This window comes from Paenibacillus sp. FSL W7-1088 (genome assembly GCF_037969855.1).
Classification (GTDB): domain Bacteria; phylum Bacillota; class Bacilli; order Paenibacillales; family Paenibacillaceae; genus Paenibacillus.
Genome location: NZ_CP150216.1, coordinates 4203429 through 4222579, shown reverse-complemented (window position 1 = coordinate 4222579; position 19151 = coordinate 4203429). Strand labels below are relative to the sequence as shown.

At 44.5% G+C, this 19151-nt stretch carries 17 protein-coding genes; 15 read left to right on the top strand and 2 right to left on the bottom strand.

Translation table 11 applies throughout. The features are described 5' to 3' along the window. Positions 1-29 precede the first annotated feature (29 nt). Positions 30-746 (top strand): response regulator transcription factor, encoded by a 717-nt coding sequence (locus MKY42_RS18835; RefSeq protein WP_090899545.1) that lies wholly within the window; start codon positions 30-32, stop codon positions 744-746. A gap of 1 nt (position 747) precedes the next feature. Beyond that, the gene (locus MKY42_RS18830; protein WP_090899542.1) at positions 748-2208 is read left to right on the top strand and encodes a HAMP domain-containing sensor histidine kinase; all 1461 of its coding nucleotides are present in this window, start codon (positions 748-750) and stop codon (positions 2206-2208) included. Positions 2209-2439: 231 nt separating this feature from the next. Here MKY42_RS18830 and MKY42_RS18825 read toward each other — a convergent pair whose 3' ends face one another. After that, on the bottom strand, positions 2440-3300 hold the full coding sequence (locus tag MKY42_RS18825) for a helix-turn-helix domain-containing protein (protein WP_163760625.1): 861 nt from the start codon (positions 3298-3300) through the stop codon (positions 2440-2442). 127 nt (positions 3301-3427) lie between these two features. Here MKY42_RS18825 and MKY42_RS18820 point away from each other — a divergent pair, with 127 nt between their 5' ends. From MKY42_RS18820 to dnaN, 8 genes are all read left to right on the top strand, one after another. Further along, the gene (locus tag MKY42_RS18820) at positions 3428-5893 is read left to right on the top strand and encodes a glycoside hydrolase family 2 protein (protein ID WP_090899536.1); all 2466 of its coding nucleotides are present in this window, start codon (positions 3428-3430) and stop codon (positions 5891-5893) included. Between the two features lie 109 nt (positions 5894-6002). Further along, entirely contained in the window at positions 6003-6896 is an 894-nt protein-coding gene (locus MKY42_RS18815) for an ABC transporter permease subunit (protein ID WP_339843920.1), read from the top strand. Between the two features lies 1 nt (position 6897). Continuing rightward, positions 6898-7794, top strand: a complete 897-nt coding sequence (locus MKY42_RS18810; protein WP_090899530.1) for a carbohydrate ABC transporter permease — start codon at positions 6898-6900, stop codon at positions 7792-7794. Positions 7795-7877: 83 nt separating this feature from the next. Further along, complete coding sequence (locus MKY42_RS18805) at positions 7878-9500, top strand: hypothetical protein (protein WP_339843918.1); 1623 nt, start codon at positions 7878-7880, stop codon at positions 9498-9500. 189 nt (positions 9501-9689) lie between these two features. Then, on the top strand, positions 9690-9911 hold the full coding sequence (locus MKY42_RS18800; RefSeq protein ID WP_076289250.1) for a DUF896 domain-containing protein: 222 nt from the start codon (positions 9690-9692) through the stop codon (positions 9909-9911). Between the two features lie 219 nt (positions 9912-10130). Next, entirely contained in the window at positions 10131-10769 is a 639-nt protein-coding gene (locus MKY42_RS18795; protein WP_339843914.1) for a sugar O-acetyltransferase, read from the top strand. A 271-nt stretch (positions 10770-11040) separates the two neighbouring features. Then, positions 11041-11292, top strand: coding sequence for a ribbon-helix-helix domain-containing protein (locus MKY42_RS18790; protein WP_090899521.1), 252 nt, complete (start codon positions 11041-11043; stop codon positions 11290-11292). After that, a complete protein-coding gene (gene dnaN, locus MKY42_RS18785; protein WP_339843911.1) occupies positions 11289-12446 on the top strand; it encodes a DNA polymerase III subunit beta in 1158 nt (385 codons plus the stop codon). The genes MKY42_RS18790 and dnaN overlap by 4 nt, the downstream gene beginning before the upstream one ends. A 285-nt stretch (positions 12447-12731) precedes the next feature. On the opposite strand, the gene MKY42_RS18780 is transcribed toward dnaN, so the two are convergent. Then, positions 12732-14084: an MATE family efflux transporter gene (locus tag MKY42_RS18780; protein WP_179264354.1), complete on the bottom strand. Its 1353-nt coding sequence runs from the start codon at positions 14082-14084 to the stop codon at positions 12732-12734. 170 nt (positions 14085-14254) lie between these two features. Here MKY42_RS18780 and MKY42_RS18775 point away from each other — a divergent pair, with 170 nt between their 5' ends. From MKY42_RS18775 to MKY42_RS18755, 5 genes are all read left to right on the top strand, one after another. Next, on the top strand, positions 14255-14935 hold the full coding sequence (locus MKY42_RS18775) for a TetR/AcrR family transcriptional regulator C-terminal domain-containing protein (protein ID WP_090899511.1): 681 nt from the start codon (positions 14255-14257) through the stop codon (positions 14933-14935). 278 nt (positions 14936-15213) lie between these two features. Next, complete coding sequence (locus MKY42_RS18770; protein WP_090899508.1) at positions 15214-16104, top strand: helix-turn-helix domain-containing protein; 891 nt, start codon at positions 15214-15216, stop codon at positions 16102-16104. A gap of 157 nt (positions 16105-16261) precedes the next feature. Further along, positions 16262-17326: a Gfo/Idh/MocA family oxidoreductase gene (locus MKY42_RS18765; RefSeq protein WP_339843905.1), complete on the top strand. Its 1065-nt coding sequence runs from the start codon at positions 16262-16264 to the stop codon at positions 17324-17326. A 329-nt stretch (positions 17327-17655) separates the two neighbouring features. Further along, positions 17656-18150: a sigma-70 family RNA polymerase sigma factor gene (locus MKY42_RS18760; protein ID WP_090899501.1), complete on the top strand. Its 495-nt coding sequence runs from the start codon at positions 17656-17658 to the stop codon at positions 18148-18150. Continuing rightward, positions 18147-19115: a hypothetical protein gene (locus tag MKY42_RS18755; RefSeq protein ID WP_090899498.1), complete on the top strand. Its 969-nt coding sequence runs from the start codon at positions 18147-18149 to the stop codon at positions 19113-19115. Before MKY42_RS18760 ends, MKY42_RS18755 begins: the two co-directional genes overlap by 4 nt. Positions 19116-19151 lie beyond the last annotated feature (36 nt).

The following is a 19151-nucleotide window of genomic DNA, read 5'->3' as shown; positions in this document are numbered from 1 at the left end:
TATAGAGAAAAGTACAGGAGGCCCCGTTCATGAATAACGATTACCTCATCGCGGTTGTAGACGATGACGAGAATATACGTACGCTGATTCAAGCTTATTTGCACAAGCAGAACTATCGAACGATAGGCCTCGCTAATGCCGAGGATGCCTGGTCTTTATATAGAATAAGTCCACCGAGTATGTGGGTGATGGATATTATGCTGCCCGGAATGGATGGCTATGAATTGTGCAAACGCATCCGTAGTGAAGGAGAGGTTCCCATTATTATGATCTCGGCGAAGGATAATGAAGTGGACAAAATACTTGGCCTTGAGCTCGGCAGTGACGATTATCTAGTGAAGCCGTTCAGCCCCCGTGAGCTGGTAGCCCGCATCAAGCGGCAGCTGGAACGTTGGATTAGACTTACCGGTGCGGAAGAAAGAGCTGTTGTAAGCGAAGCTGTGACGCCACGAATCGATACCGGAGAGCTTCAATTAATGTTGGAAGAGAGGCGGGCCATATGGCGAGGGGAAGAAGTGGACCTGACCAGCAAAGAGTTCACCATGCTCAAGGTACTGGCTGAACATCCGAATCGAGCGTTTACGAGGGACGAGCTGCTCAGTTTTGTCTGGGGAGAAGATTATTTTGGCAGTGACCGTGCCGTGGATCATTTGATTAAGCGGATTCGCAAAAAGATGGAGGAACTTCCCGTCGAATCGGTATGGGGACACGGGTATCGCATGCGTACAGATCGGAGTGAAGTTTAATATGAAACTAGTCCATCAGATTAACCTTGCGTTCGGATTGTCACTGATTCTGATCCTCTCCGTCACGGCCGTTTTACTTCATTATGTGCTTCTGGATCATTTCATTGGAACAGAGAAGAATGATCTCAAGACGTTAAGTACAGCAATGTCCGCTTCAATAACGACGGGGGATATCAAAATGAGTCCTGTACTTACCACTGGATCTGCTGTCACGATGCCTAATTCGAATATGACGGGTATGCAGTCTGTCCAGTTGGTAACAGGAGAAGTTACGAGTGCTCCTTCAACACTCATTCCTGCGGATGTTGAAGCCTTTGTCACTGATTTTAACGGAAATGTGCTGTCAGGGACATTGTCTGTGAGTGGTACAACCGGAATGGCGAGCAGTAACACATTGACTGAAGCCGTACCAGCAAACTTGTCGAAATACACAGCGGTCACTTCGTCCAGCATCAAGGACCTGTGGAAGGGAACGGATGGGCGCTATGTGATGGACGTCAGCCCCATCCCCCAAGGAACTCTGACTCTGCTGACTCCCATGAGCAAGATCAAAGCAATCGAACAGGCGCTTCTGGGTCGTCTCATCCTGGTGATCTGTATCGTTGGGGCCATGATGTTCCTGCTTAGTCTGTTTATTACGAAAAGGCTAATTCAGCCCTTGATGAATCTGAAGCAGGAACTTAAGAAGGTCAAACAACGTCATTTCACGGATGTACAGCGGGTCAAGGCCGGCGGTGAGATTGGAGCTGTCGCACAGGCGGTATATGAGATGGCGGGTGAACTGAACAGGTTCAATGAGGTGCAGAAGCAGTTTTTCCAGAATGCATCCCATGAGCTGAAGACGCCTCTGATGTCCATTGCAGGTTATGCGGAGGGCATTCGGGATGGAATCTTTGAAGGTGAGAACGTTCGTAAAGGGCTGGACGTGATTCTTGGGGAGAGCGGCAGATTAGGAAAGATTGTTACCGAAATGACGCTGCTTGCGAAGCTGGATAGTGAAGAGGATATCTTCAAACCTTCTAAGGTCAGTCTGAACGAATTGTTGACGGAAACGTCTGAACGTGTCAATCCGCTGCTTGTAAAGAAAGGACTTACACTCCATATCGCCTGCCCGGAGAATAAGGAGCTGTTCATCATGGCTGATCAGGATAAACTGCTGCAGGCACTGCTCAACGTCGTGACGAATGCTGCAAGGTACGCCAAAGAAGAAATTCACATCACTGCGAACTTGGAAAAAGGGAAGATCACGCTATCCGTCACGGATGACGGTCCCGGCTTTCCGCAGGAGCTGCTGCCCACCTTATTCCACCGTTTTGTAAAAGGAAAAGACGGTGAGTCCGGACTGGGCCTGGCGATTGCCCGGGCCATTGTGGAACGCTGCGGCGGGCTGATTCAGGCCACCAACCGTAAGGAAGGCGGAGCTGTAATCTCGTTCGGCTTCCCTGCGGCACAACGTGTCTGAAGGAAAAGACGGCAACTATATCCTCCTAAGTTGCACCAAACCTCGAAGTAAGAGAAATTGAGGAAATGCACAAAGGGGTTCGTGTCGCCAATCGCCAATATAAATACTCCGCTTAAGTTGCTTTGTGTATACCCTGCTCTCCCTGCATATAGGGGGAGCTTTTTTGAGTTTTGGGTACGGATCAGATGGCACGCTTGTATATCATCACATGAATGCTATGCTTTGAATTCCCTACGGCAGCAGCGATTCCTTATTCATTGTCGCGTTTTTACGGAAATCTAGCGGAGCTTGATTATAGTATTTTTTGAACTGATGGTAGAAGTGGCTGACGTTCTCAAATCCCGCTTCCAATGCAATCTCAAGCACGCGCAGCTCAGTCGTGAGCAGCAAGTTTTTGGCTACATTCAGCCGAAGCTGATTAATATACTCTGTTGGTGTCTGATTCAGATATTGACGAAAGGCTCGGTTCACATGACCAACGCTTCGACCTGACAATTCATAGAGGGCATGAAGACCTCGAATCATGTTTTCTTTCAGCTGCATTTTGGAGATCGCATGCTCAAGCCACAGCGGGAGAATGGGTTGTTCAATGGTTTCCAACTCAAAGAAATGCTGCGTAAAAATCTGAATAATCAGCCCTTTTGCGTATACGCGAGCCTTCTTCTTATCCACTGTGGAGAGCATCATAATCCGTTCAAAGCTTCGAACCATCTCTGTCATTTCTAACTGAGATAACATGGCGATCTGGGGAACGGGAGCCTGCAAGAGTCCTTGCGCATACTTCTGTTCATTCAAGTAGGCCAAAGCTTCTTCTATTACTGCGGATCGACACGGGCTATTCAGAAAACGGCAGTCCTGAGTGCCTTCCGGTTCATAACGGTGAATATCATGCGGTCGAATAAAGACAAGGCAGCCCGGCCTTAAATGCTGGGTTGTTCCATTGACGATATGTTGGCACTGCCCTTCACTTAGAATGAAGAACTCGTAAAAGTCATGGGTATGCTCGGGTGACACTTTCGATAAGGAATCGACCCAGAACGGATCTACGAGCAGGTCGGGATGGATGTGAGTAGACGCTGTGTATTTGATCATGGCTCGAACCTCTCCAATTATTGTTAATGTCAAAATAGCACACGAATTCCGTGAACACAACATAAGAAAGTATGGAGACCTCTTGATAGAATGAAATAGATTACAAAGACATCAGGAGGTATCACAAATGTTGCTTATCGATCTCAATGGCAGGTGGCAAATGAAGAGAGTGGATCATGCCGAATGGCTTCCGGCGACGGTTCCAGGTTCGGTCTTTAATGATTTGCTTCAAGCTGGACAAATGGAAGACCCTTACTACCGCGAGCAAGAGCAGGCGGCACTTGAACTGTGCAATTATGATTATGAATACAAACACTCTTTTGAAGTGAGCGCAGCGGATCTTAAGCATGACCGGATCATCCTGTTATGTGAAGGGTTGGATACGATTGGCGAATTGTTTCTAAATGAAATGAATATCGCGAATGTAAGTAACATGCACAGTACTTATGAAATCGATATTACCTCCTTTATCAAACAAGGTGAAAATACCATACACATTATTCTTCGTTCCCCTGTGGAGTATGTACTGCGTAAACAAGCCGAGCGCCCGTTGATTAACTGCAGTGATGCAGTGGAAGGAATCTCCCATTTGCGTAAAGCACACTCCATGTTCGGTTGGGATTGGGGTCCACAATTACCTGATTTGGGAATCTGGCGAAATATCTCCATTCAAGGCTATGATCATGCCCGTTTGGAAGATGTCTACATTACACAGATGCATAGCGAAGGAAAGGTAACCTTAGATGTTCGCGTAAGGGCATCTGGTTGGGTCCAAGAAGAGCGGGAGATCACGGTCACATTAGATACTCCTTCCGGGGAGACATTGAAAGGATGCACGTCTGTCGTGAATGATGCGAATCATCATATCTGGATTGAAGTGGACCATCCCGAGTTATGGTGGCCGAATGGTCTGGGCAAACAGCCATTGTATCAGCTAAGCATTGCGCTTATGGAACAAGGCGTGGAGTTGGATCGTGATGTTAAGCGCATTGGACTGAGAACATTAACTGTGAAGCAAGAGCAGGATCAGTGGGGGGAGTCCTTCGAATTCGAAGTGAACGGTGTATCTTTTTTCTCGATGGGTGCTGACTATATTCCGGAAGATAACATCTTGCCGCGCTGTAGCCCAGATCGGACAGAACGATTGATCAAGAGCTGTGCGCAAGCCCATTTCAATACAATTCGTGTCTGGGGTGGGGGACATTATCCGGAGAATTACTTCTATGATTTGTGCGACGAATACGGCTTGATTGTATGGCAGGACTTGATGTATGCCTGCGGTGTATATGAACTCACTGAGGAATTCAAGCAATTGATTACAAAAGAGACCATCGATAACATGAAACGCTTGCGTCATCATGCCTCATTGGGAATCTGGTGTGGAAACAATGAGCAGGAGATGGCTTGGGTTGAATGGGACTGGGCGAAGAAAACATCCTTACAGTTACAAGCAGACTATATTAAGCAATATGAAGTATTACTTCCGGCTATTGCGAAGGAATATGATCCGAACACGTTCTACTGGTTAGCTTCACCTTCATCCAAAGGCAGCTTTGACAATCCAAACGATGAAAATTACGGAGACATGCATTACTGGGATGTGTGGCATGGCAAGAAGCCTTTTACCGAATTCCGCACATTGTTCCCGCGCTACATGTCCGAATTCGGATTGCAATCCTTTCCGAATCACAAGACCATAGAGACGTTTACGTTGCCGGAAGATCGCAATATCTTCTCACCGGTCATGGAATCTCATCAGAAGAATGGTACGGGCAATGAGAAAATTCTGTATTACATCGGGGAGACGTATCGCTTGCCAAAAGATTTCAATTCCCTGTTATACGCTTCACAGCTCATTCAGGCTGAAGGTATCTCATGTGGGGTAGAGCACTGGCGCAGACATCGTGGACGCTGTATGGGAGCACTGTACTGGCAGTTGAATGATTGCTGGCCTGTTGCTTCCTGGTCCAGTATCGATTACTTTGGTCGCTGGAAAGCACTGCATTATGCAGCCAAACGCTTTTTCGCGCCTGTTCTTGTATCGGCTCGGGAAGATGGTTCAAAGGTAGAACTTCACGTATCGAATGAGAGTAGGAGTGCTGTAAAAGGAGAATTGAAATGGAGGCTCATGGATTCGCAATCCAATGAAATCGTAGCTTCTTCAAAAGTGATTGATTTGAAAGCGTTATCAACCTCATTATTCGAACAGCTTGATTTCACTGAGATGCTCAATACAACTGCCAAGAAACGGAATACGTATTTACAGTTTTCCTTTGAGGTGGGTGGTGAAGTTGTCAGCGAAGGTACAGTGTTATTTGTGAAGCCAAAGCATTTTGATTTTATTGATCCCGCAATTGAGACCACGATGACGGAAGAAAAGGATCGTTTTGTTATTACGGTTGATTCTAAAGCCTTTGCACGGTTTGTGGAGCTGGATTTAGGTGTATTAGACGTTATTTTCAGTAACAATTATTTTGACTTGTCAGCAGGTGAAAGAAAGACCATTTCTCTGAGGAAAGATGATCTCAACAAACCGGCATCCCTTGAAGAACTGCAATCACAGCTAATCGTACGCAGCGTATTTGATTTGTAAGTTGTTCCTTCGCTTTTTCTGATATTGCCAATCCAATCGCTAGAAATCCGATCGTTGTTGTATGTTACCGCTTTTAATTGATCTCTATACTGATGGCAGAGGTGGTTAAATGATTGAACGACTGGCAAAATACCGTTGGCAATATGTAATGATCCTCCCTGGTGCGATCCTGCTGCTTCTCTTCAGCTACATTCCGATGGTGGGCATCCAGGTGGCATTCAAGGATTTTCACATCGGCAGCACGATGTGGAGTAGTGAATGGGTTGGTATGGAAAACTTCTCATTCTTGCAAGATGAACAGTTCTGGATTGTGGTGAAGAATACAATTTACATCGCGATTCTCAAGTTTGTGTTTGGATTTCCAGCTCCTATTATTTTGGCATTGCTCATCAATGAGGTGAAAAACAACAAATACAAGCGGTTTGTCCAATCCGTTAGTTATCTTCCGCATTTCTTTTCGTGGATCGTGGTGGCTTACATTCTGCAATCCCTGCTGACGTTGGACGGCGGATTGGTCAATCAGTTGATAGAGAAGCTCGGGGGAGATTCAATCTTTTTCTTGGGATCCACGGAGTGGTTCCGGCCCATGATCGTAGTGAGCGGTTTATGGAAGGAGATTGGCTGGAATACGATCTTGTATCTGGCGGCAATTACAACGATTGACCCGCAGCTCTATGAAGCCGCTAGGGTGGAAGGAGCAGGACGGCTCGCACAAATTCGCAACATAATCCTGCCGGGTATCATGCCGACCATCTCCATCGTGTTGATTCTCAGTATGCCTGGACTGATTGCAGTAGGCATGGATCAAATCTATCCTCTGATGAATCCGGCCAATCAGCCAGTCGCGGATGTGCTAGACACATATATTTTACGCAACGGCTTGCAGCAAGGTTATTTTGGAATGGCCACTGCAGTGGGTCTCCTTTCTTCGGTCATCAGTCTGGTGTTGGTACTGTGCACCAATCAGATGGCGCGAAAGTTCAACGGAGAGGGGCTTTGGTAATATGAGAACTTCTATGAGGGAACGGGTGGGCCAGACAATTATTGTGTTTCTATTGGCCCTTCTCTGTATCTCGGTAATCTATCCATTCACGTATATGCTCGCCGTTTCCTTGAACGTTGGCAGCGATGCGGCAAAGGGTGGTGTCTATCTGTGGCCTAGAGAGTTTACTTTGTACAATTACGAGGTTGTGCTTGGGAATTCGGTTATTCAACATGCCTACTTAATTACGATATCCCGTACAATCGTAGGCACTTTTGTCGGCTTACTCATCACACTTCTTGCGGCTTATGGCTTGTCCTACCGGCAGCTTCCTTTCAGGAAATCCCTCCTGGGATACGTGCTGATTACGATGCTGTTTAGTGGGGGATTAATCCCTTTGTATATCCAGCTTAATCACTTGTCATTATTAAACTCATTCTGGGTGTATATCATTCCGTCCGCGTTCTCGGCGTGGAATATGTTTGTGATGATGAAATTCATCCAGGGGATTCCGGAAGCACTGATCGAATCGGCTGAGATGGATGGTGCCAATCCTGTCCGCATTCTCTTCGTTATTATTATGCCGCTTTCGAAACCCATGCTTGCAGCCATTGGCCTTTTTACTGCAGTGGCGCACTGGAATGACTGGTTTTCTGGCGCATTTTATGTTTCAGATCAGAATCTGATTCCGGTTCAAACGTTTTTGCAACAATTGCTGTCTGCCCAGGATATCTCGACTGTCCTCGGGTCCAACAATAATCAGGAAGCGCTTGCCCGGGGCACCATGCTCTCTAACGTTACACTGATGTCCATCAAAATGGCGACAGTTATGGTAAGCGCGCTTCCGATCCTGTGTGTGTACCCATTCCTGCAAAAGTATTTTGTAAAAGGTGTGCTTATCGGCTCAGTAAAAGGATAACCCAATGAAAAATGAAAAATGAAGCAACAGAATGGGTTTTCTAATCCTATACAATTTCAAAATAACCGAGGGGGACGTATGTGATGAGTTTACGTCAACAAAAGGGAAGAAAACTGGCGCTATTATCCTTGGCTCTACTGATGTTTGGGATAACGGCATGCTCAAGCAGCAGCACAGAGAGTGGCAGCAGTTATGCAAATTCATTTAAGCTATGGCTGGGCTGGAATGCAACAATTAATAATCAAAGTATGGTCCAAATGTATTGGAAAGAAAAGGAGCCGGGCATAGACGTTCGGCTGGAGGCTACGCAGGGCGATGTAATGACAGAGCTGAACCTGAAATTGAATACCGGTGGCTTTGATGATGCAGCTCTGTTCTCACGTAGTGATGTCGTGACCACTGCGATGACGCGTTCGGGCAGCGTTCTTCCGCTGGAACAATACTTCGATATGCCGGATAAATATCCCGGGTTGGCTTCCATTCCGAAAATCTATCTCGATCAAATGAAAGCTTCGGACGGACATATCTATTCCATTCCGACATGGTTTGATCAAAATCCCGATGATCCTTGGCCCGGTTGGGCTTCCTACGGCTGGTTTGTCCGTACAGATGTACTGGAGAAAACCGGCATGACGATGGATGATTTGAAATCGTTGGAAGGTATAGAGAAATATTTGAGATTGTCTGCTGAGCAGAAGGATGAAAACGGGAAACCATTGATTCCTCTTAGTTTTCTGTCTGACGCAAGCGATGAAAATGTCATCCTGAGTACATTTGGCGTTACGGTCAGCACAGCGGGCGGCGTCATTCCAGTAGAGAAGCAAGGCAATGATTATCAGTTTATCTATGACAATCCACAATATAAAGCGGCTTACCAATGGATGAACCACATGTTCCGGGAAGGGCTTCTGGATCACGAAGCGATTACAGACAAGAAGGAGCGTTACAAAGAGAAAAACAAATCCGGACGTGTAGCCATGAATGCAGGTGGGTTCTTTAATATGGACGCCCAGTTATGGGAGGTTCTCGATGGGCCAACCGATCCGGCATGGTACTATGATGTCATTCCCTATCCGAAAGTGGATGGCGTGAGTGAGATTGGCGCTAATCAGATTATCAATCCTTATCCTGCCAATGACGTTTTTATCAATAAAAATACTAAAAATCTCGATTCCATTCTTGCTTTCTTCGATTACACACTACAGCCAAAGCCCGAACAGCAGCAGGTCGTGAATGAAGGTCCGCCAGGAGTGTTCTGGGATTGGGTGGATCAACCGTTAGGAAAATGGGTGTACACGGACGAGAAATATAAAGCTTTGCATGACTCTGGAGATCAAGCGAAGAAGGCAAGCACGACGCCAGAGCTTTACGCGGCTTCTTCCTATAGTAACGACTGGTATCCATGGTGGAATTATGGGGTTACTGAACCGAAAGGAAGATTCAAAACGATCGAATTCACCGAAAAGATTGGCAAAATGGGTGGGACACGGGTTGCTGAAAACTACGATATGGTGAAAGCCAAACCGGGTGGCTTATGGGAGAAGTATTTGCCTGAACTCGATAATGTGCGAAAAGAGTACAAAGCCAAGCTGATTATGGCTAAGGATGACTCACAATTTGAACAGGCTTGGAATGATTTCCAGGCTGCACTGGAAAAACGAGCACATTGGAGTGAGCTCAAACAGGAATGGCATGAGGAGCTTTAAGGCAAGCAGTAATTAGGAGACGGGGACTGTCGAACGTGGCAGTTCCCTTTTCGTATAAAAAAGTATACAATATCACAAATGCTATCCTACAGAACAAAAGTGTCTGAAGTGGCTCTTAAATAGGTGCAATGTATGCATTTCGGTGCTAGACTACCAGTAAGAATCATTGTAAAGAAGGAGAGGAAAAGGATGATTAAACATTTAGGTCGCATTAATGAATTGGCGAAAAAAGAGCGTGAAGAAGGCTTAACCAATGCGGAACGAGTTGAACAACAAGTATTACGAGAAGATTATTTACGGGAAATTCGTGGGCAAGTTCTAAACACTTTTTCAGTGCTTACCATACTTGATCCAGATGGAAATGATGTAACACCGGACAAAGTACGAAACGAAAAGGGAATCAGTTTGTAAGGAAAATAAAGGTTGTTGGAAGAACGAAAAGCCTCCGAGTATTCATTGACAGAAATGGTGTGGATAAATACACTTGCTTTGTAGTTGATTTCGTAGGATGCTTTTTATACACTTTATAAATATTCATTATAAAGGTATTGTATAAAGTGTGTTTTATTATTAATCTTAGCAGTTTGATTGATTTCATGTATCGAAGTATCTATAACAGGAGTTGATAACATGACTGAAGAAGAACGAATTTTTGATGGGATCTTATTTAGCCCCGGCCATCCTGACCTTAAGGCGATTAAGCTGCGCTCTCACAATCTTAGCAGTCAATACAGTCGTACTTTTGAGGATCAGACGGAGGAGCGCGAAGCATTACTCATGCAGATTCTGGGTCGAAAAGGAGAGCGTTGTTTTATACAAGGTCCCATTTTCTTTCATTATGGCGTTCACACAGAAATCGGCAACCATTTTTTTGCGAACTACAATTTGACCGTTCAGGATGATGCTAAGGTTACTATTGGTGATCATGTCAGCTTTGGACCTAATGTGACCATTGTTACACCGGTTCACCCTTTCATAGCTTCAGAACGTCGACAAATGCTCGACCAAAACGGGGAACCCAAGTCGCTTTGTTATGCTAAACCTGTCACCATCGGAAATGATGTTTGGATTTCGGCTAACGTCACCGTATGCGGCGGTGTTACCATCGGTGACGGATGTGTCATTGGTGCAGGAAGCGTAGTGACCCAAGATATCCCTGAGGGTTCTTTTGCAGCGGGTGTACCCTGCAGAGTCATTCGTCCCATCACAGAATCGGACAGCATGCGTTATAAACCGGAAGTCGTGGCTGATTGCAGCGTAATTGAATAAAAAGTGCTTAACGGTTTGTTTGTTTTTAGTTGGAAAAAGCAGTTCGTATGATGTGTCCCACTATCTTGGATATAAAATTTTCCCATTAAAAGTCGCTAATATAGCGGCTTTTTTGTTTTAACATTGTAAGTTCTTGTTTCATTCCAGGATAAGTCCTTGTAACGATTAACGATTCGGAGTATTCACTCAGTGACAGGGTATAGAAATATGTGGTAAAATGTGACTATGGAGAATTGATTTGAGTAACCTAATTCAATGGAGTTGATATAAGATGGAGGACAAACAATTTAAGATTGGTCTATCTAAGAAAGACGGTCAGCTCGGCTTCGTTTTTACCCGTGGAGGGCCGCGTGAGGGTGCAGGAAGAAAGGGTATCGGCGTGACAAAGAAGGTTTCCTTAACTCTAACTGAAGAGATTTGGGAAGAAGTTGATCGTGAGTGTCAAGATCTAGAGATCTCTCGGTCTTCCTTTTTAAGGAATTTGATTGAGGCCTATTATGACGCTAATAAAAAAGGCAGGTGAATAAGTTGTTAGTACACTTATCAAGAGATTTATTAGCTAAGTCTATTCAGCATGTCTTTAAGGCTTTATCGAATAATAATCAGGGAGTCTTGTCCGGGTTGTACATATATGCAGGAAGCAAAGAGGTCGTTTTTAGCGGTAGTAATGCCAGTCTAACGGTTCAGCATAGGGCTTGTATTACTGATAATAACAAGATTCATACTGTTAAGGAGGGGAGCATTGTCTGCCCAGCCAAGTATCTATATGAAATCATTCGTAAATTGAATGATGGAAATGTGGTCTTGGAGGTGAACGAGCAACTTTTACTAAGTATTACTTCTGGGAACACACGTGTTTGCCTGAGCGGAATGTCGCCTATTGACTCCCCATTTATTCCTACAACATATCATCAATACACAGGTAAAAGCATAGATGTATCGTCCAGCTTATTAAAGTCTTTGATCAAACAGGTAGTCGTGGCAGTTTCAACATCTGAGGCGAAACCGATTTTGACGGGAGTATCGCTGGAGGTTCAAGGAAATCAGCTTACTATGGTCGCTACAGACGGGGTTATTAGAATGGCCTCACGGTCAATCTGTATTGAGAACAGAAGAGAATTTTTCGGAAGTGCTGTAATTCCTGGTGTTAACTTAATGGAGATCGTCAAACTGTTGGACGATGAAGGCGACGGAATGGTAACCATACAACTAAGCCATCATGAGATCAGGTTTATAGCGCAAAATCAGATTATTGAATCGGTGTTAATCGAAGGTTTATACCCATCAACCAGAAATCTTGTTCCAACTACTTATGTCTCCGAGATTATCTTGAATGTCAAATCATTTAGGCAAGTAATTGACCGCGTATTTGTGTTGGCTGATCATCATTTAATTACAATACATGTTTCAGAGAAGAGGATGGAGCTTATATCAAGTACGTCTGAGATTGGTGATGTAAGAGATGAGCTTCTTTTGGAAGATAAGAACGGAGAAAATTTTATTATTACGATTAATGCGAAGTATCTTCTAAGTACGTTACGGTGTATTGAATCAGATAGCATACGAATACGGTATGCTGGTACAAAAAGTCCCCTTGTTTTGCTTCCAGCTTTGGACAATAGCACATGGCTGTTCTTGTTGAACCCTGTTATGACAAGGATAAACGACAGATTTTAAAATGTTATTTAAGTGATCAGTCAAAGACCGCATTGTCTTCTAGAGATTGCACTAGACAGAAACGTTTTAGAAGTAAATGAATTGAAGTATGTAGAAGAAGGGGAGATAAATAATCATATAGCTGCGGTCTAAGACCGCCATTCATAATATAGAAAACGCCCAATTTTTTTAGAAAGATTGGGCGTTTTATTTTAATTTATAAATAACTAATACCGGGCGGTTAAGCCTGTGAGCAGCGTTCTAAAGTAAACTCTGTGACGTTACGTGTTATTTTTTAAATATTTTCTAATGCACTAGATTCTCTAAATCTGGCTGCAATTTGTTACGAAGAATATACAGCATGATAGCTCCAACAAGAAACGCGACGACATCCGCAATGACAAGTGACCATACAACCCCGTGGAAGCCGTTAAGCTGGTTGGCGATATAGAGTACAGGAATCAGCGTAATTCCTTGAATGACTGACATAACAAACGCGGCGGTTCCTTGCGCTGTTGCTTGGAAGATCCCCACAAACAACGAAGTCATTCCTGTAATGAACAAGGATAGGAACGTCACATGCAGAATGTAGCTACCCATTTCAATTAATTGCGGGTCATTCGTAAATAAACCAATTAAGTGGTCGGAAATCAAATAGACGACAACGCCGAACACAACAGCTAACGCCAAAATCGCTTTGATCGTAAATCCAATGGTATGTTTCATACGTAATTTATTCGCTGTAAAAGAGAAGGCAATCAACGGCACAACCCCCTCGCATAAGCCCATCAGTATAAACTCAGGAAATTGCAACAAACGTGATGAAATTCCGTACCCCGCTACGGCCTGATCTCCATACTCGACAAGAAAATGGTTCAAAATGAGCGACATTGCACCCAAGAAGATACTCATGATAAAGACGGGAACACCGATTTTGAACACATTACTCATAATTTCCTTGGAAGCCTTGAACCATTTTACGGAGACAGTCAAGAATTGGCTTTTATATCCCATATGGAATGCGTAAAAAACACTGGCAACCAAGTTAGAAATGACTGTTGCAGAAGCAACGCCGATTACACCCCAATGGAAGATGAAGATGACGATCGCATCAATAATAATATTTACAACCACACTGAGAATCATACCGATCATGGATGTGATTGCTGCACCCTCCGAGCGCACGATATTCTCCAGCGTGAAGAATAATATGACGAATGGTGAACCGATAAGCATAATCGTGACATAGTCTTTTGTAAATCCAAAGGATTCAGGCGTTGCACCCAGACTATGAACAATGGGATTGATCAGCGGGAGGCCGACGGCCATTACGATAAGACCAAGAACTAAACTGCTGTAAAAGGCGAATGAAGAAACATGTTTTATATCCTCATATCTTTTTTCTCCTAACAAACGGGAGATGAATGTACCGCTGCCCATACCAATCAAGTTGCCGAGCGCCATAATCACGGCGAATAACGGCAAGGTTAGCGCGAGTGCGGTTAACATGGCAGTATTGCCTAATGTACCAAGGAAATAGGCGTTTAGGATAGAATAAATGACACTCATCGACGTACCTAACATCATCGGTACAGCGAAGTGAGCTACGGCTTTTGCGATCGGTGCTTTTTCAAAATAATGGAGGTTTTCTGCATCCATGTGGAGTCACTACTTTCTTTGTTTATTTTTTGAAATGAATTGGAATGCGAATGATATTTCAATTTCCAATCTAACAGTGTTAGTTTGTGCCTTACAGTGTTAGATGGTATCATGAATGTATGAACCTGTAAAGCATAATCTTACACTGTTAGATAAAAGGGTGGATACGGATGAAAAAACAACAGCCTCAGATTTCGGAGGATAAGATTTTGGAAGCCTCTTGGGAGCTTCTTGGGGATGAAGGTATTGAGAAATTCAGTATGAGGCGATTGGCCGATCGACTGGGTATTCAGGCTCCTTCTCTGTACTGGTACTTTAAGAGCAAGCAGCATCTCTACCAGCATCTGGCCAACCAGATATCGAAAATGATCCTGAACGAATTCCAATCCGATGGGGACTGGAAGGTGCAAATGGAGGGCCTTGCGATATCGATACGGAGTGTACTCCGCCGTTATCCCTGCTCCACGCAGCTTATGATGCAGACGCTGCCCCATGAGCCGGACATGATTCGTTTCACCAACCGTATGCTGCTCTGCATGGAATCGACGCCACTTGAGCAAGAGCAGAAATTGCAAGCCGTTCTCACGCTTGTGAACTATGTGTTCTTCTTCGTTCTGGATAATTATGAGCATCAGCGTACGGTCTCCGTCATGATTAAGAATCAGGGAGAGCTTCCGGGCGTGGAGATGATCCAGCTACTCGACTCCATGAGCGAGACGGAAGCAGGACTGTTCCGGAGAATGCACAAGGGCGGGCTGTTTGAGATGATGGGGAGCGATGGAGCGTTTGAGTTCGGCTTGAAGCTGATTTTATCGGGAATTGAACAGGTGATTAAGGAACAAGGGAATTAGAATGTAAACAAAACCGTACATCCGGAAATCGGATGTGCGGTTTTTGATAAGGCATATGATTAATCTTATCTTGCACCGTTACTTTCAAAATCGACTTGATGATGCAGGAGTGCTCAGCATCAATCCTTATGAGGAAAATCGTTTATAAACATATTCTTTTGAATTATTATTAATTAGGATCTATAGAGAAAGAACAGAAGGAATGTTTACATGAATTTGGCTGAAATCGGTTACAGAAATATATGGAATGCAACATATAAGGAGGACAGCTAGCGTACATGAGTTTATATCTGGAAATCCCGGAACTTGACAAACGGCTCCCATTTCGAAGCTTTATTCACACAGGGGATGTGCTCTGTTATCCTCACTGGCATAAGGAAATTGAAATTATTTATGTTACCCAGGGAAGCCTGGATTTGGGATTGAATGACAAGGTAATCCGTCTGAAGCAGGGGGAAGTCCAATTCATTAATGGCGGTGACGTCCACTTTTTTTTGTCATCCCCTGATAGTGAGCGAATTGTTATTCAATTTGACTTGAGTCTGTTCCAAGACGTATCCACACTAATTTACGATGATCGGTCGCTTCGTGACATTTTTACTCAAATAGAGCAATCCAGCAGGAACTGGCCTCGTGAAACGGCAACCAAGCTTCTTCCTCTTCTGCAAGACATAAGCACAGAAGATTACGAGCGCAAAGAAGGTTATGCATATATGATCAAGGCCAAACTTTATGAAATGTTGACTTTTATTCTAAGAGAAGTACCAAGGGGGAGTGAGAAACATCGACCCCAAATCTCGGAAAATATCCTGATTCCGACCAAAGAAATGCTATTTAAGCTGGAACGAATTTTTGAATATGTAGAAAGCCATTACCAAGAATCAATTATACTAAAAGACGTAGCCGACTATATAGGGTTCAGTCCTTATTATTTCACTAAGTTTTTCAAGAAAAATACAGGTATGACCTTTGTAACATTTCTAAATGAATATCGACTTAATAAAGCGAAATGGATTTTGCTCAATGAAAACTATTCGATTACCGAAATAGCAGAGCAAGCCGGATTCAATAGCGTTAAGACGTTTCATCACTTCTTCAAGGAAGCGACGGGCACATCGCCTTTAAAGTATCGCATGACAATATCCGGGAATAAAACAGCAAGAAAATAGGAAGATAGTCTCTAATGAGACTTGTATGATAAGGGTATTAAATTAAGTTGAGGTGCTATACATCTTGCATACATCAAGGTCGCAGCCACTCATCTTTTTTACATAAAGTTTGCTGTGAGAGTTCTATCATATAGGCATATTCCAAAAAGGAAGGACGATGAAGATGAATAACCGAATTTATAATATAGCAATTGTTGGCTTTGGGGGGATGGGCAGTTATCATTGCCAGTTAATTGAGCCTGTATCACAGATTTCCGTCATCGGGGTTTACGATACGGTTGAATATCGGATGGAATTGGGAAAGGAAGCCGGCTATAAAACATACGCAAGTCTGGATGCTGTTCTGACAGATGAGCTGGTGGATATCGTTTTAATCGCTACACCTAATGATGTTCACAAAGAAATAGCCATTCAAGCTCTGCAGGCGGGTAAACATGTCATTTGCGAAAAACCGGTTACAATCACCAGCAAGGATTTTGATGATATCGTCAAGGTAGCGAATGAGGAAAAACGCGTGTTTACGGTCCATCAAAATCGCCGCTGGGATGAAGATTTCCTGACGGCCAAGGACATCATCGATAAAAAGACTTTGGGCGAGCTCTTCCATTTGGAATCCCGGGTTCAAGGAGCCAATGGCATTCCTGGCGACTGGCGCCAGCTGAAAGATTACGGTGGAGGTATGCTGCTGGATTGGGGCGTGCATTTGCTGGACCAACTGCTGCAGATTACAGATAGCCAAATTGAAAGTGTGGCCGCTAATTTAAGTTATATTTTGGGAACCGAAGTGGATGATGGTTTTACGAGTTATATAACGTTTAAAGATGGCCTTACGGCACTTATTGAAGTGGGAACAACCAATTACGTGAAGTTACCGAGATGGTATCTCAAAGGAACGGAAGGTACAGCAGTGATTAGGGACTGGGATTTAAGTGGAGAGATTATCACTCGGAATCCGGATGTTGCTCATATAGAGCCGAAACCGATCCAAGCAGGGCAGGGATTGACCAAAACGATGGCACCGCCGTCCGAACTGTCTACACTAAAGTTCGCGATTGAAAAGCCGGAATTGAAGGAGCAAAGCTTCTATGAAAATTTCGTCTCTGTACTCGAAGGGAAATCTGAGATTGCAATTAAGAATGATGAAGTTCACAGAGTGCTTGTACTGATTGAGACTATTTTTGAGGCAGCCGAGACCAAAAGTGTGATCCATAGAAGTATTTAACATACTTTCAGTTGCTGTATATATTATTGATGCTTTAAAACGTGTAAGCCGTCATCATGACGGCCTTTTGTCTGTCTACATTTTCCGGTAAGTTTAATTGTTGTCAAAAGAAGCTCCGCTCTATGATGAATCCCAATCGCATTTTAATTGTCAAAGTCGCTATTTTAGCGGCTTTTTATTATTTTATCGTACAAATCCATATCCGTCCTTGAGAGCAAGAGGTTGGTCGGTCATCCGTTAGAAAATTATCTAAATTTAAAATTTACAACAAAATGTGACCAAATGCCGTCCTTGAGAGTGTTAGAGATATAAAGGAGGGCAGAACAACCATGCAGCGATCAATGCCCCAACGGGGAGATCATATGATGAAAGTCTATGAAACTTACGCGGATACGCTGTTCCGGATCGCGATGGTGCATCTTGGCAGGCGAGAGGACGCGGAGGAAGCCACTCAGGATACCTTCATCAAGTTAATGGAAAAAGCCCCTACGTTCAACGATGCAGAACATCAGAAAGCATGGTTGATCCGGGTCATCACCAATCATTGTAAATCCTTATTAGGCAAAGGCTGGCGCAAACGGGAGGTCAAGCTGGAGGGAGCAGATTCCCTTACGACAGACAACCCCGAAGATCAGGCACTGATTGAACTCGTGCTGTCACTGCCCGTCAAGTATAGATCGGTGGTTCATTTGTACTATTACGAAGATTATCCGATCCGGGAAATCGGCGAGATCCTGCAGATCAGCGAGTCTGCGGTGAAGATGCGATTGAAGCGGGGAAGACAGCTGTTAAAACTGGAGCTGGAAGGAGCAGAACCCCAATGAACGAGGAACAATTTAAACGTAACTATAAGAAAGCGGTGGACCATATGAGAACAAACGACCAAATGAAAAAACGGATAGAAGAAACATTGAACACACAACGCCATGAACAAAAGCACCAGCGAAAAACGCTATATATTGCAGCAAGCGTCGTCATCGCTGCCAGTGTTGGACTTGCGGCGCCAAGCATATGGCAGCAAGTGAATGGACCGACTGCGCCAGCGACGCAGGTGGCACAGGTCACTCCGGGCGCGTCATTCGACCCGGTGGTGATTCCGAAGACAGAGCTGCCGGATTCCAAGGATGGCGTGAAGGCCGATATGCTTCAACTGGTGGTTTATCAGGGCAACGTCTATACACAGTCTGCTACATCGCTTGACGGTACGGATGCTCTTGCTCTGCGAGGCGAGAAGCTGGGTACTACGACTGGCGGCATTCATGAGCTGAGTGGAAAGGATGAGTACAGAGAACTTGCCTCCAACATAGGAGAAGCGGACATCTATGCGGTCAATGGCTACGACACGAATTTCCGCATCATGTCTTACACCGAGATCGATGGTCAGGGGCATGCCCAACTGTTTGACCAGAGCAACGGCATCACTATCGGCAGCGGCGAAGACCTGATCGGCAAGCTTCACCTCGAGGGCAACGTCGCTTCGGCGCAGTGGGAGACCTTCGCCAGCTGGAACAATGGCTTGCAGCAGCTGCAGCCGCTCGCAGCAGACAAAGCGCTGAACAGCTTTATCTCAGCGCTATACGCTGCCAAACCGGTAGCAACAAGCCCTGAACTGGAAGAGCGTCTTTACGGGCAGGAAGATCGCAAGATCATCTACCTGACGCTCGAAGATAAGACGCAGGTCCAATTAGTCCTATTTGGGGAAGGTCTGGTGCGTTATGGCAATGTACCGGTATTCTTCGAAATCAAGAAAGCTGCCTTCCAAGCGTTCTGGAACAACTTGGGTGAGTAATAATCATGGGGTTTGACTCAACAAATCCAATAAAGC

Excerpts from the sequence above, each read along its gene's own strand:
- MKY42_RS18835 (WP_090899545.1), top strand. The coding sequence starts at position 30 with ATGAATAACGATTACCTCATCGCGGTTGTAGACGATGACGAGAATATA.
- MKY42_RS18830 (WP_090899542.1), top strand. The coding sequence starts at position 748 with ATGAAACTAGTCCATCAGATTAACCTTGCGTTCGGATTGTCACTGATT.
- MKY42_RS18825 (WP_163760625.1), bottom strand. The coding sequence starts at position 3,300 with ATGATCAAATACACAGCGTCTACTCACATCCATCCCGACCTGCTCGTA.
- MKY42_RS18820 (WP_090899536.1), top strand. The coding sequence starts at position 3,428 with ATGTTGCTTATCGATCTCAATGGCAGGTGGCAAATGAAGAGAGTGGAT.
- MKY42_RS18815 (WP_339843920.1), top strand. The coding sequence starts at position 6,003 with ATGATTGAACGACTGGCAAAATACCGTTGGCAATATGTAATGATCCTC.
- MKY42_RS18810 (WP_090899530.1), top strand. The coding sequence starts at position 6,898 with ATGAGAACTTCTATGAGGGAACGGGTGGGCCAGACAATTATTGTGTTT.
- MKY42_RS18805 (WP_339843918.1), top strand. The coding sequence starts at position 7,878 with ATGAGTTTACGTCAACAAAAGGGAAGAAAACTGGCGCTATTATCCTTG.
- MKY42_RS18800 (WP_076289250.1), top strand. The coding sequence starts at position 9,690 with ATGATTAAACATTTAGGTCGCATTAATGAATTGGCGAAAAAAGAGCGT.
- MKY42_RS18795 (WP_339843914.1), top strand. The coding sequence starts at position 10,131 with ATGACTGAAGAAGAACGAATTTTTGATGGGATCTTATTTAGCCCCGGC.
- MKY42_RS18790 (WP_090899521.1), top strand. The coding sequence starts at position 11,041 with ATGGAGGACAAACAATTTAAGATTGGTCTATCTAAGAAAGACGGTCAG.
- MKY42_RS18780 (WP_179264354.1), bottom strand. The coding sequence starts at position 14,084 with ATGGATGCAGAAAACCTCCATTATTTTGAAAAAGCACCGATCGCAAAA.
- MKY42_RS18775 (WP_090899511.1), top strand. The coding sequence starts at position 14,255 with ATGAAAAAACAACAGCCTCAGATTTCGGAGGATAAGATTTTGGAAGCC.
- MKY42_RS18770 (WP_090899508.1), top strand. The coding sequence starts at position 15,214 with ATGAGTTTATATCTGGAAATCCCGGAACTTGACAAACGGCTCCCATTT.
- MKY42_RS18765 (WP_339843905.1), top strand. The coding sequence starts at position 16,262 with ATGAAGATGAATAACCGAATTTATAATATAGCAATTGTTGGCTTTGGG.
- MKY42_RS18760 (WP_090899501.1), top strand. The coding sequence starts at position 17,656 with ATGCAGCGATCAATGCCCCAACGGGGAGATCATATGATGAAAGTCTAT.
- MKY42_RS18755 (WP_090899498.1), top strand. The coding sequence starts at position 18,147 with ATGAACGAGGAACAATTTAAACGTAACTATAAGAAAGCGGTGGACCAT.